Source organism: Bacillus sp. LL01 (assembly GCF_001037965.1).
In genome coordinates this window covers 131,161-145,049 of the sequence record NZ_LFEL01000007.1, presented here as the reverse complement: position 1 = coordinate 145,049, position 13,889 = coordinate 131,161, and the positions used below count along the sequence as shown (strand labels likewise).

Sequence of the window (13,889 nt, the reverse complement as noted above, 5' to 3'; positions counted from 1 at the left end):
TCATAAAGAGTAATATATAAACAGAACATATGGAACAGGGGAAAACGCAATGGGAAAACATAAGTTATTTTTATACACAAAAGCTTTATCCGACTTTGGTTCATTCATGGACTTGATTGTGTTGAATGTGGTCGTCTATGCAGCTACAGGAAGTCCTGTTTGGTTGGCTGCAACGATGGCAGCAAGAACTATTGGGGGAGTATTGGCGAGTTTGGTGAGTGGGGTAGCGGCAGATAAATGGAACAGGAAAACTATCATGCTCGTGACAGATATTTTGAGGGCAGGGTTAATTCTCCTACTGATACCTTTTCCCGATCCAATGATGATTTTGGTGGTATCCGGTTTGATCGGTTTTATTAACAGTTTCTTTATGGTCAGTTTCAGCGCTGAGGTGCCGCAAATATTTGGCCAGGATAGAATTATTGAAACGAACTCACTAATTGCCAGATTGACGTCCATCAGCTTGGTTACAGGGTTCATTGGGGCTGGCGTCATTACTGAGATGCTCGGATATAAATACACTTTGATGATTGATGCGGGTACTTATCTGTTATCTGGACTTGTTTTATGGAGATTGAAGTGGAATGCGACATCAGTTAAGGAAAACAAGGAGATTGTGCGCGGATTCAGAAATAATGTTCTGTCTGTTTTCAAAGATACGAGAGAAGTGTACCGTTACTTGAAATTGGCACCAATGCTCTTGATGATAAACGTGGTATTTCTAGTTGGTGCTTTTGCAGGCAGTTCGCATAATCTGGGGATTCCTCTCTTGGCAGAACAGATTGATGGGGAACGCCAAAGCTTCTATTACGGAATGATCTGGGGTGTCTGGGGAATAGGTTCGGTACTTGCAACGTATTCCATACCTAAACTGAAAATCATTAGAAGTGATAAAATATACTCCGTATTTTTCATATCGGCCATGTTCATGTCACTAGGCTTCATTCTCTTCTTATCAAATACTATTGTAAGTATCATATTGTTTTTCGCATTTTTGACAGGGATATATGATGCGTGTTTTACCACTTTACATGCAAGTATCCTCCAGAAATCGGATAATTATATAAGAGGACGGGTTTTTGCGGTGGGAATGCTGCTGAAATCATTAGGCTTTGCCCTTGGGTTCATCATTGCTCCGATTTTGTTGAAAGGTCTTACCATGCCCCAGATGGTATTCGTCCTGCATGGAACGCTCATTACGACTTCACTTGTTGTCCTTATTGTTGCTAGCATATGGAGCAATAAGAGAAAGCAGGCAGCGGCTTTGATGTAATGTGAAAAGGCACTTGACCCATTTAGGGTCAAGTGCCTTTATTAGATTAATTGAGAGAAATCAATCTTCTCCGTCATCTCCGCTATCATCTGGTGGTGGGTCTGTGGAGTTGTCGTCGCCGTCATCGTCATCATCGTCGTCGTTTCCTCCATCATCGTTCCCACCGCCGCCGTTTCCATTACCGCCACCATTAGAAGGCGGTTTAGGGTCTGGCTTCGGTTTTGGTTTCGGTTTTTCTTTTTTATCCGGATCTCCAAGTTTAGCAGAGCTTGAAGCTGCGGATTCTTTTCCACTTGCATTAACTGCGGTGACGTAGAAGTACCCGGAACTTTGAGATATCTTTGTGCTCATGTTCTCACCAGCCTGCACAGAAGCAATCTTACGCGCGGAGCTGGAGCTGTTAGCTTTATAGTAGACGTAATATCCTATTACATCTTTTTCCGAGCTAGCCGACCACGTTAATGTGGACCCTGATGCGTTCACTCCACCAACCTGTTTCGGTGCTGAATTATTGGCAGGAAGTGGATCATCAGAAAGGACTGTTAATCCATCAAAAAGATTTTTATTTTTCATGTACTTAGCGAGTTCTTCCAAGCTCTCCACTTGAAGCTTCTTCAGGAAGTCCGGTTTTATCATTGGCCCTTCTTTTACAAATTCGGAAGGAGTTGAACTTAATGGTGCATAGGCAACGTCGCCAATTTGAACATATTTGCCTGTTGTTAAGCTATCGTCGGTTTTCGTAGGAGCATATTTTGCGTTAAAAATATCTTCTCCAACAAGTCCGGCTTTTTGACACAGGCTTGATGGAAGCAGTCCGGACAGCTTACAATAGCTGCGGCGAACGATTCCACCAGGCATTTGGAATTGTTCAGATGGGCCTACGAGTTCAGGGTTGATATCATAGGCACCATTTAATAGTTGTGCCCAGAGTATTTGACTCCTTTGAGTAGGGGTTCTGCCACTATTCCCTTTTAAGACGTGTCTTTCATCATACCCCATCCAAAGTCCGAAAGTGATATTTGGGTTGGATCCCATCATCCATATATCATGCGTATCCTGGGTGGTACCTGTTTTTCCGGCCCAGTCTGATCCGAATCGTATATGGTCTCTTGCTACATTCGCTGTACCTCTTCTGAAGGTATCACGCATCGTATCAATCATCAAATATGCGGTTTGAGGAGAGTAAATCTCAACAGGCTCCACTTTATGCTCATAGATGACATCCCCATCTTTTGTTGTGATGCTTTCGATGAGATAAGGTTCTACGTAATTACCTCCATTAGCAAAGGTAACGTAACCGGCTGTATTTTCTTCTACACTGACCCCAATTGAAGGTGAACCAAGTACAGCTGAGATATTTGCAGCATCTCCCTGGGTCAGCTTTTCAAAGTTTTGCTTGAATAAATATTCCATCGGTCTTTGTGGAAGTATTTCCATATAACCACGTATGGCAGCCAAGTTATGTGATAGCGCCACTGATTCACGGACGGTTTGCAGTCCATTGAATGTGTTGTTCCAGTTGTTTGGAGACCATGTAGGTTGACCTGGAATGTTTACTGTCAAAGGTGTATCAGCAAGTATGCTGCCCGGCTGCAAGGTGCCAAGCTCATAGGCTGGTGCATAACCTAATAATGGCTTCATTGTAGAACCATTATGACGCCATGTATTTGTAGAGAAGTTCAAATCTGATATCTTGAAGTCACGTCCTCCGACAAAGCTGATGATTGCTCCGGTTTTGTTGTCCATCATTAAGGCGCCAACTTGTTCGGCATTTTTAGCAACCAACTCACCAGTATCAGGATCTTTTTCTTCTTCATAAGAATAAACTTTGGTTTCGTTAAAATAAGGGAACTCCTGTGTAATTTCTCTCATCTTTGTATAGATATCTTTATCAATTGTTGTCTTAATGACATACCCTTTTTGCCTTAGCGCAGTATCTGCTAATCGTTTATATTCCTTGTACAGCTCGTCATTATTCAAAAGGTCTTCTTTTTCATATCCATCGTTAAGGGCTAGTTGCTCCGCGATGATTTCCTGTGCTCGCTCTTCAATCTCAAAAGCAACATATGGAAAATCGTCGATGGCACTGCTTGTCGGTTCTGCTAAATCTTTTGTAATGTCATACGCGAGTGCTTCCTCGTGTTGCTTAGCGTCGATATGTCCCATAGCATGCATTCGGTGTAGAACATAGCGCATCCTTTCAAGACCGGGCTCGAGTCCTTCCGGTGTTTTCACTTCTGCTGAACGTGTGAAAGGCGTGTAAGCAAAAGGACTTTGTGGCAAACCGGCAATGAAGGCAGCTTGTGGAATCGTCAATTCACTGATATCGACCCCGAAAATTCCTTCAGCTGCTGTTTGTGCTCCAGCAATATTTCTGCCGTTTGAATCTCTACCAAAAGGTGAAACATTGAGGTATGCTTCCAAAATCTCTTCTTTGGAGAAATAGTTCTCTAATCGTAGGGCAAGGAGAATCTCTTTTGCTTTCCGATCGAAGGATACTTCATTTGTTAACACTTGATTCTTGATTAATTGCTGTGTCAACGTACTTCCACCGGTCTGGTTGGCGGAGTTCGTCACTTCCTGAACAATGGCACGTACAATCGCTTTCGGTACGACGCCTTCATGCTCATAGAAGTACTCATCCTCAGTGGAGATAAGTGCGTTAATTAAATGCTCAGATACGTTATCCAGGGACACTTCTTCACGAAGTAGATCTGCACGATATTTTCCCAGATAGACGTCTCCTGCAAAATACATTTCTGTAGATTCTTCATAGTTGTAAATGTTTGTTCTCATATCTTCATAGGAACGGATAGGCTCTTCCTTTACCAGTGCGGCAAAATAACCGGCACCGGCACCACCGGCAAACGATGCTCCGATCAATCCGATAACGAGAAAAATCAAGATAAGATTCCACACTACCAAATATGTAATGTTGGCGCCTTTTTTCGTCGTATTATTTACGAAAAATCGAAAAAAGGTCTGCGACTTTTCTTTGAACTTGTCGTAGTTTGACATAATTTATCTACCCCCCGGCAAATCATACTAATTATAGCATATTGAGGTTTTATAGCGACAAACTTTTTGTTTTTTTCCAAAATTTTCTTGACCTTTCAGTTGACATGATAGTCTTTTTTATGGTAAAAAGACTTTATATAAATTTTTGATTAGTTATAGAATGTGCTAAGACAGGAATAAGTAGTACAAATAGGCATGCTTTAAGAGAGCTGATGGTTGGTGAGAATCAGTACACCTGTTTGGATGAATTACCTCCTCGAGCATCTTTTGGGAACGGCCAGGAATGGGCCTAGTAGTAGAAGACGGTGAGAACCGTTACATTTTTGAGTGGAAAAGTGGCTATGTCTGCTTTTCAATTAGGGTGGTACCGCGTATAAACTCGTCCCTTCTTTTATAGGAGGGATGGGTTTTTTTGTGTTTAGGAACTGCTAAGCACCGCGGATGCTCTCCGCAAACGGCTTCGCTTTCCGCGGGGCGACCTTGAGCCTCCTCGACAAGCCTGCGGGGTCTCAACAATGTCGCTACTCTCCCGCTGGAATCTGCGCCTTTTGCTACGAGCATCAGCTGCGAAATCCACTTAATTTTATTAACTAAAGTACCATAAAAAGGAGTGTCTAACATGAGTTTATTAGAGGATTTACAGTTCAGAGGGTTAGTGAATCAGGTGACAGATGAAGAGGGATTGACGAAGCTGTTGTCTGAGGAAAAGGTGAAGTTGTACTCTGGTTTTGATCCGACAGGTGACAGTTTGCATATCGGACATTTGCTACCGATTCTTACATTAAGAAGATTCCAGCAGGAAGGACACCATCCAATTGCTTTGGTAGGTGGAGCAACTGGATTAATCGGGGATCCTAGTGGAAAGAAAGCAGAACGTACATTGAACACTTCTGATATCGTAGTGGAGTGGTCCAATCGTATTAAAGGTCAACTATCTCAATTCTTGGATTTTAAAGCGACCGATAATCCAGCAGTGATTGCAAACAACCATGACTGGATTGGAGAAATGAATGTTATCTCTTTCCTTCGTGATGTTGGAAAAAACTTTGGTCTTAATTACATGCTTGCAAAAGATTCCGTTCAATCCCGTATTGATTCTGGAATCTCTTACACGGAATTTAGCTATATGATTTTGCAGTCTTTGGATTTCTTGCATTTATACAAAAACGTGAATTGTAAGCTGCAAATCGGTGGAAGCGACCAATGGGGAAATATCACGGCAGGAATGGAGCTAATCCGAAAATCCGAAGAGAATGCTAAAGCATTCGGTTTGACGATTCCGCTTGTTACAAAAGCGGACGGCACCAAATTTGGTAAAACAGAAGGTGGAGCAATCTGGTTAGATCGTGAAAAAACGTCTCCATACGAGTTCTACCAATTCTGGATCAATACAGATGACCGTGACGTTGTGAAATACTTGAAATTCTTTACGTTCTTGTCTCACGAAGAGATCTTAGAGCTCGAAAAAGAATTGCAAGAAGCACCGGAAAAACGTTCTGCGCACAAACGTCTTGCAGAGGAAGTTACGAAGTTGGTGCATGGTGAGGCTGCTTTAGAACAAGCAATCCGCATCTCTAAAGCATTGTTCAGTGGTTCCATCTCTGTACTTTCTGCTGATGAAATTAAACAGGGCTTTGCTGATGTTCCTTCTTTTACAGTGGAAAATAACGATCAGCTTGCATTAGTGGAATTGTTGGTTGCAAGTAAGATTGCACCTTCTAAGCGTCAAGCGCGTGAGGATATCACGAATGGTGCTATTTCTATTAATGGGGAGAAGGTTCAGGATCTTGCTTATGTGTTAGGTGAGGTTGACCGTATTGAGGGGCAATTTACTGTTGTAAGAAGAGGGAAGAAGAAATACTTCCTTATTAAATATTAATAATTTTATACTAAAACTTTGGGAGGGCTGTCCGTTTGGGCAGTCTTTTTTTCACACTCAAGATTAATAGGTGGTAGACTTAGTTGTATAGTGCATGAACTTTTAGGAGGGGATGGACATTGTATCGAAAAGAGGTTTATGTTTTTGATCAGGACAAGCCGGTAAAAGCAGTTATCCGAAACTATCAGGAGACGGACTTTGAGCATTTGATTCGTGTACAACAGGAATGTTTTCCACCACCTTTTCCATCAGACTTGTGGTGGAATGAGGAACAGTTAAAGAATCATGTGGACTTGTTTCCGGAAGGTGCACTGTGTGTTGAACTGGAAGGGGAGATTATTGGATCCATAACAGGGTTGCGTGTGGATTATGTTCCTGGTGAACCGGATCATTCATGGGAGCAAATCACGGATAACGGCTATATACGTAACCACCAGTCTGAAGGTAACACTTTGTATGTGGTGGATATCAGCGTCAGTCCGTGTTACCGGAAACTTGGTCTTGGGAAGTTGCTCATGCAATCTATGTATGAAGTAGTCATTCAACTTGGGATGGAACGTTTACTGGGTGGGGGAAGGATGCCACACTATCATAAGTATGAAGATAAAATGTCAGCAGATATCTATCTAGAAAAAGTGGTCAGCGGCGAGATTAAAGATCCCGTCATTACCTTCCTTTTACGTTGCGGACGTTCACCTGTAAAAGTGGTGAGAAACTATCTTGAAGACGAAGAATCACGAAACCATGCCATCTTGATGGAATGGAAGAATCCATTTGCAAGTAACTAGATTTCTTGTAGATATTTAATTTTGTTTTTGAGTACTAAATCTAGAGGGAATTTATAAATATCGATCCTAATATAATATTCTTCATTTGTTGAAAGAACCTTTAATAATTTTTTAGATGAAATATCATCATAAGTTGAATCTTTGTCTCTATATACTATTGTGTTTTTCTCATTTACTTTCACAGATTCTGTCCCAATATCTAAATTAGTTAACGTTACTTCTACTTTTCCATCCTGTAATTGATTAATATTTGTGATGGTAACATTTCCTACAAAAGTATAAGACTTTGAGAAAGAATGTAATAGTATTGGAAAGAATATAAAGATTGACATCCATATGTATAACTTTTTTCTTTTAGCTTCCAAATGATGTTACTCCTTTATTTAACAGTTGTCTAAATAATGGTATTTTATTTTTACAATAAAATCAATTTTACAATCTTGTAGTATATAAACGTATAAACTAGAAATTTTAACTCTCCATTAGCTAAGTAGCCTACATAACAATTTTTGATTTTTTATCATGTAGGAAAGTAAATGCAACATAAATCCAAAAGCGAGAAAATTAAAAATCCCTAGAAACCATTGAAGGTTTCTAGGGATTTTATCCATGCTATTTAAATAGCATTTCGCTTAACGAGAGTAGAACTCAACGATTAGTGCTTCATTGATTTCAGCAGCTAATTCAGAGCGCTCAGGTAGACGAGTGAACGTACCTTCTAAAGCGTCAGCATTGAAAGTTATGAATTCTGGTACGAAGTTGTTTACTTCTACAGATTCTTTAACAGAGCTTAGGTTGCGAGACTTTTCGCGAACGCCGATTACTTGACCAGGCTTCACGCGGTAAGATGGGATGTCTACGCGAGATCCATCAACCGTGATGTGACCGTGGTTAACTAATTGACGAGCTCCACGACGAGTGCGAGCAAGACCTAAACGGTAAACTAGGTTGTCTAAACGAGATTCTAAAAGAATCATGAAGTTTTCACCGTGCTTACCTTGTAATTTACCAGCAGCATCGAAAATGCTACGGAATTGACGCTCATTTACGCCGTACATGTGACGTAATTTTTGTTTTTCTTGTAATTGTAAGCCGTACTCAGAAAGCTTTCTACGTTGGTTAGGACCGTGTTGTCCTGGTGCGTAAGGACGCTTTTCTAATTCTTTACCTGTACCACTTAATGAAACGCCTAGACGGCGAGAGAGTTTCCAACTTGGACCTGTATAACGAGCCATGAATGACTCCTCCTTCGTGTTATTATTTGTTGTAAAATAATAACAGATGTGACTAATCTACGATGACCATTTTGTTTTCATGTATCCTCGCTCTGCAGCAAAGAGTTACACGATACACCTCCGTAAAAGCTTACGGGGAACAGAATGAATCAAAATAGCATACCACATAGGCTGCAATATTTTACACAAAGGCTATTATATCGGAAAAATAGATAATAAGTCAAGGATGGATAAGAAAAGTTTTAGGGACTGTGCAGAAAAATCACAGAACTATTTTGAAGTGGAACATATTAAAAGGGATAAAGCAACAGATGATTATGATATAATTTTCACAGAATTAAATCAAGGTGGAATGAAGATGTATAAGGAAACAAGCAAGGAAAAGGTCATTCGATTCTCCATTATTGCAGCAATTGCAACAGTAACACTCTATTTATTTGTAAACCAGTACACTCCCCAGGAAGAATCCGCGACATCTCCAGCCCAAGAAAAAGCGGTAAAACAAATGGCTGTGGTCTTACAGGAGCAAAATCAAGAACATGACGTCCCAAAGCTTACGATGGTTAAAGAACACGAGGGGGAACCGATTCTTGTTACTTATCAGGTGGATACAGAGAACAACTATCGTTTTGAAACTCTGCATGCCGTCAACCTGAAGAATACTCCCACCGATATGCAACAGGATAAAAATACGGATGGAATTTGGTTGAGGGAAGAAAACAATTGGACCTATTACAGTCCAGAGTTGCAGGTAGAAAAAAGATCAGAGGAATTCAGAAAAAAAGCCGAGAAGAATTTTACTACTAATATAGAAGAAATGGAAGCAGGCAAATACATCTTGCAGGTAGATAATGAACAAGGCCCTGTTCTCGAAAAGAAATTGGAAGGGAAACCAGTTTCGATTGTTCGACTTTCTGAGAATGACGATCTTTGGTTGGTTCTTTTTGAAAAAGAAACAATTTTGTTAGTGCCATAAAATAATGCTAGGAAAATGTTACCTGTTACCGTTATAATATAGGTAATAAGTAATGTAAAAGGTGAAAATAATGGAATCCAATAACAAGATGCTCGAAATTAAAAGCAGAATATTTGATTTTTTCCTTTCGTCTTCGGATCTTACACAATCTACTTTTCTGGCTCAACTGCAACTTCTATTGAAAGAGGAGCTTCGTGCCGAAAAGGCAATCGTCACCTTGGAAGGAAACCCTGGAGTACAAAGCAGATCCACTATTTACGAGCAGGCTGTTTCCTATACCATACCTGCGAATAAAGGTAGCAACATGGAAAATGTGGTCGTTCCTCTTTTCACTGAGGAAGATACGATTGGTAAGATAGATTTGCATTTCCTTTCTCCGTTACCTCTTCCAATAGATAGCTTCAATCATATTTCAAAAGAAATTTCAATCATTTTTCAACATTACAATCAATACATACATAAAAGGTACATAGAGAAGCAATATGAAGAATTGTATAAAATCACATCCAGTTTTCATTCTGAGATGAAAGTGGACAGCATTTTATCAGAAGTTATCAAGTTATTGCAAAAAATGTATGAGGACTTTTCTTACCTTCTGCTGCTTACTTCTGATAATGATGATCTACAGCATTTACCTATCAAAAAATTGGACTTTGATGATACAAACCTATGCGCCATGAATGCTTATGTGACAGGTGAGGTCCAATATGAAAATTCTATTAAAGATAGACGGGCATATATCTATGTTCCCATAAAAGGTGAGCAGGGTGTGTACGGGGTTCTCCAAATTATATCCCTTGATGCCGCTACACTACCTAAAACAGAGATAGATTTCATCAAGCTTATAGCCGATGCGACTGGTTCTGCACTGGAAAATACTCATCTCTATGAACAATCCAAACAAGTCATTTCGGATTTACAATTGATAAATGAAACCTCCCATCAATTGAATACCAATCTTAGGCTGTCTGAAGTGACCACTTTCATGGTCAAGAAAATCCTACACTCTTTTGAGGCGAAGGAAGCCGCATTTATCTTATTTAAAGAAAAAGGGGCGGAAGTGTTGCCCGGTTCCACGGAATTCTTCCAACAAACGGACATCAAAAAATACCTGATTCATATGGAGGAGTATCTATATTCAGATGGAGAACCACTTTTTATAGGTGACCTCCGAGTACATAAGCGCTTATCCGATCTTCCTTTCTGTTCTTGTATGATCATTCCGATGCTCGCGCCAAATGGGGTCAAAGGTGCTTGTGTCGTCACGCATCCATTACCCTACTATTTTAGCTTTGAACAGTTTAAGCTGCTACAATCACTGATTCACCATTCAACATTGGCCTTCAATAATTCGATGCTACGGGAAGAATTGGAGCGATATGTAATTACTGATTATCTGACAAAGCTCTACTCCCGAAAATATTTGGACGTTAAAATAGAAAAGTCGATGAAGCATGATTCATATGGGACGTTCATTCTGTTGGATATTGACGACTTCAAAATTGTTAATGACACTTACGGACATCAGGTTGGGGATAAAATTTTGATACAAGTGGCCAATATTATTAAAGCTAATATAAGAGAGTCGGATATTGGTGCAAGATGGGGTGGAGAAGAACTTGCCCTCTATTTACCGAAAGTCGACCTTACTTTAGGAGAAGGCATAGTTGCTAGAATAATAGAAAAGATAAGGGAAGAGACAAGTCCAGGGGTCACTGTATCCTGTGGGATATCATTCTGGAGCAAGGATACACAGGATAGTCCAAGAGATCTTTTTCACAGAGCGGACTTTGCCTTGTATAAAGCAAAAGATCGAGGCAAGAACCAACTGTGCATAGAATCCGCAAAGATGTGTAAGAAAATTAAGAGTTAATTATCTGAAAAGTCAGACCCGCCCCCTCCTTAAAGTAAGTAAGGTGGGGGTTTTATGTAAGGAGGATTTTTAAAAGAAAACGCTTTCAATTTTCTCTTTTTTGCCATATGCTAGTAATGGATGGGAAATTGGAAGGGAGAATTTTTTATGGATGAGCAGAATAAACAGCAGTTTGAGACGGAAGTTATTCACCATGGATATGATAGTTCCATTTATCAGGGAAGTTTGGCGCCGCCAATTTTTCAAACTTCTACCTTTTCCTTTCAAACGGCACAACAAGGGGAAAACAGGTTTGCTGGAGAAGAAGAGGGTTATATATATTCCAGGTTGGGAAATCCGACGGTCAAAATGCTGGAGGAGCGTATTGCAGCCCTTGAAAACGGGGAAGCGGGTCTTGCATTCGGTTCCGGGATGGCAGCAGTGTCCGCCGTATTGATAGCTTTAACTAGAAGCAATGACCATATTCTCTGTTCACAGGGGATTTATGGCTGTACGTTTGGTTTATTGCAGTTATTGAAAAATAAATATGATGTGTCACATAGTTTTTGTACTATGCAAACCGAGGCGGAAATCAGAGAAGCAATTCTGCCGAATACGACCTGCATTTATGTGGAAACGCCAATCAACCCTACGATGGCGCTGATTGATCTTGAACTTGTCGTATCTATTGCGAAGGAGAAAAATATCAAAGTCGTGGTAGATAATACTTTCTGCTCTCCTTATTTGCAGAAGCCGCTAAATATCGGCTGTGACATTGTGATTCATAGTGCAACTAAATATATTGGCGGACACGGGGATGTTATTGCTGGATTGATTGCCGGTTCAAAAGAAATGATATCGGAGATCTCCATGACCACATTGAAGGATATCGGAGGAGTTATGTCTCCGTTTGACGCGTGGCTTCTGATCCGTGGATTGAAGACATTGCATGTCCGTCTGGATCGCCATTGTGACAATGCAGAATACATCTTCGAGCAATTGGAAGCACATCCGATGGTCGAAAAGGTATATTACCCTGGTGATAAGAAAAGTGAAGCTTATTACATTATGCAAAAGCAGATGAAGAAGGGTGGAGGTCTAATCTCCTTTACTGTCAAAGGCGGAAAAGAAGAGGCGCAAACATTATTGAATCAGTTGAAACTGATCAAAATTGCTGTAAGCTTGGGAGATGCTGAAACATTGATCCAGCATCCTGCCACTATGACACATGCTGTTGTGCCGAAGGAAAACCGTGAGCAGATGGGAATAACAGAGGGACTATTGCGTCTTTCTATCGGGCTTGAAGGCAAGGAAGATATTTGGCAGGATTTGAAGCAGGCATTGGATAGTCTATAAGTAACAAAGAAAAAGCGCCAAACCCTAAAACTTAGGGAGTTGGCGCTTTGTTTATTTTAAAAATTAAATGAAACTGTTGATTTCCGTTCCAGGCGCTTCGCTTTCCGCGGGCGGTCCGGGAGCCTCCTCACTTCGTTGCGGGGTCTCCCTTGTCCCTTCCTCCCGCAGGAGTCTGCGCGCCTTCCACTTCAATCAACTTAAACCTGCATTCTTCATAGAAGCATTCTTATGCTTCAGCAAGCAGGATGGAAACGAATTTCTCGAGATATACTTTATCAAGCTCATCAAATCGATCCTTGTTTGGACTGTCAATATCCAAGACGCCGATCACTTTACCGTCTACCACCATTGGTACGACAATTTCGGATTGGGAAGCGGCATCGCAAGCGATATGTCCAGGGAAAGCATGCACATCAGCTATAAGCTGTGTTTCCTGGGTGGAAGCGGCAGTTCCGCATACTCCACGACCGAACGGAATTCTTACACAAGCAGGCAGACCTTGGAATGGACCTAACACCAGCATGTCTTGTTTGAATTCATCAGTCAGGTAGAAACCAACCCAGTTTATATTGTTTAAAAAAACATTTAATAAAGCGGACGCGTTGGAAAGGTTGGCAATGAAATTAGGTTCATCTGAAATTAAAGCTTGCAGCTGTTTTAGAACAAGCTCGTAGTTTTCTTCTCGCGTTCCTTTGTAGTTTTCGACTTGGAACATCATAATCCCCTCGCATTTTCAGAACAAATTGTGGAAAAACAACTTTTTAAGCAGAATACCATTTGAAGTTGTCGACATTTAATAAAAGGATATACGTTCGTCTTCTCGAAATCAATAATTAAGATTTAAAATCACCAGAAAGGGTGAATGAGTATGGAAACGACGAAGCAAAGAATCATTGACGCTGCAATCATTCTTTTTAATACAAAAGGCTATGATGGGACCTCCATTAGAGAATTGGCAAAAAAAGCTAAGGTGAATATAGGGCACATCTCCTATTATTTTAAAAATAAGTCTGGCCTACAAGAACATCTATTATCCAGCTTCTTTGACCAATACGTAAGCATTTTGGAAAACGTCTATAAAAAAATGCCTTCCATTTCAGCGAGAGAGTGCCTATTGGAAAGTGTGGAAAAAACGATGAAGTTTCATCGGGAGAATCGTCAACTCGCAAGGTATGTCTATCGGGAAGTCACGTTGGACACGATGCTTGTCAGAGAGATTATGTCTACTTACCTCACAAAGGAAAAATATTATTATAAAGCCATTTTGGAAAAAGGACATAAATCGAAGGAGTTTATTGTACCTTCTGTATTGCTTGCTGTTATGCAATTGAAGAGCATGATCAGTACCCCTTTTCTGCAATCTCAGTATCTTGCGGAAGTTTGGCATATCATGCCTTATGAGACTTCAGCGGTTGATCAATATGAGAAGGTGATTGTGCAATGGCTGGAGCAATCAGTATTCGTTAAGCAACAGCTTAAGATGATTGCCCTTTAGCTATTCTTTCACCACTT

11 protein-coding genes and 1 other annotated feature are annotated in these 13,889 nt (G+C 40.5%); of the genes, 7 read left to right on the top strand and 4 right to left on the bottom strand.

Going from position 1 to position 13,889, the window contains the following annotated elements:
- Positions 1 to 49 precede the first annotated feature (49 nt).
- Positions 50 to 1,273: an MFS transporter gene (locus tag AB685_RS18875; RefSeq protein ID WP_047972161.1), complete on the top strand. Its 1,224-nt coding sequence runs from the start codon at positions 50 to 52 to the stop codon at positions 1,271 to 1,273.
- 60 nt (positions 1,274 to 1,333) lie between these two features.
- Here the strand turns inward: AB685_RS18875 and AB685_RS18870 are convergent, their stop codons facing one another.
- The gene (locus AB685_RS18870; protein ID WP_047972160.1) at positions 1,334 to 4,291 is read right to left on the bottom strand and encodes a transglycosylase domain-containing protein; all 2,958 of its coding nucleotides are present in this window, start codon (positions 4,289 to 4,291) and stop codon (positions 1,334 to 1,336) included.
- 158 nt (positions 4,292 to 4,449) lie between these two features.
- Positions 4,450 to 4,681, top strand: a binding site (T-box leader).
- 229 nt (positions 4,682 to 4,910) lie between these two features.
- Here AB685_RS18870 and tyrS point away from each other — a divergent pair.
- Positions 4,911 to 6,170, top strand: coding sequence for a tyrosine--tRNA ligase (gene tyrS, locus AB685_RS18860; protein ID WP_047972158.1), 1,260 nt, complete (start codon positions 4,911 to 4,913; stop codon positions 6,168 to 6,170).
- Between the two features lie 119 nt (positions 6,171 to 6,289).
- Complete coding sequence (locus AB685_RS18855; RefSeq protein WP_047972157.1) at positions 6,290 to 6,958, top strand: GNAT family N-acetyltransferase; 669 nt, start codon at positions 6,290 to 6,292, stop codon at positions 6,956 to 6,958.
- Here AB685_RS18855 and AB685_RS18850 read toward each other — a convergent pair.
- Both AB685_RS18850 and rpsD read right to left on the bottom strand, forming a co-directional pair.
- Positions 6,955 to 7,323 (bottom strand): hypothetical protein, encoded by a 369-nt coding sequence (locus tag AB685_RS18850; RefSeq protein WP_047972156.1) that lies wholly within the window; start codon positions 7,321 to 7,323, stop codon positions 6,955 to 6,957. The two genes, AB685_RS18855 and AB685_RS18850, sit on opposite strands and share 4 nt — an antisense overlap.
- Before the next feature lie 267 nt (positions 7,324 to 7,590).
- Positions 7,591 to 8,193 (bottom strand): 30S ribosomal protein S4, encoded by a 603-nt coding sequence (gene rpsD, locus AB685_RS18845; protein ID WP_047972155.1) that lies wholly within the window; start codon positions 8,191 to 8,193, stop codon positions 7,591 to 7,593.
- Between the two features lie 226 nt (positions 8,194 to 8,419).
- Here rpsD and AB685_RS18840 point away from each other — a divergent pair, with 226 nt between their 5' ends.
- The 3 genes from AB685_RS18840 to megL all read left to right on the top strand — a co-directional run bounded on the left by AB685_RS18840 (position 8,420) and on the right by megL (position 12,377).
- A complete protein-coding gene (locus AB685_RS18840; RefSeq protein ID WP_047972154.1) occupies positions 8,420 to 9,169 on the top strand; it encodes a hypothetical protein in 750 nt (249 codons plus the stop codon).
- A gap of 70 nt (positions 9,170 to 9,239) precedes the next feature.
- Complete coding sequence (locus AB685_RS18835; RefSeq protein WP_053073886.1) at positions 9,240 to 11,042, top strand: diguanylate cyclase; 1,803 nt, start codon at positions 9,240 to 9,242, stop codon at positions 11,040 to 11,042.
- A 147-nt stretch (positions 11,043 to 11,189) separates the two neighbouring features.
- Entirely contained in the window at positions 11,190 to 12,377 is a 1,188-nt protein-coding gene (gene megL, locus AB685_RS18830) for a methionine gamma-lyase (RefSeq protein WP_047972153.1), read from the top strand.
- A 226-nt stretch (positions 12,378 to 12,603) separates the two neighbouring features.
- On the opposite strand, the gene AB685_RS18825 is transcribed toward megL, so the two are convergent.
- A complete protein-coding gene (locus AB685_RS18825) occupies positions 12,604 to 13,092 on the bottom strand; it encodes a GAF domain-containing protein (RefSeq protein WP_047972152.1) in 489 nt (162 codons plus the stop codon).
- 153 nt (positions 13,093 to 13,245) lie between these two features.
- Here AB685_RS18825 and refZ point away from each other — a divergent pair, with 153 nt between their 5' ends.
- Positions 13,246 to 13,872 carry a forespore capture DNA-binding protein RefZ gene (gene refZ / locus AB685_RS18820; protein WP_047972151.1) on the top strand — a complete coding sequence of 209 codons (627 nt, stop codon included), beginning with the start codon at positions 13,246 to 13,248 and terminating at the stop codon, positions 13,870 to 13,872.
- Positions 13,873 to 13,889: the final 17 nt, after the last annotated feature.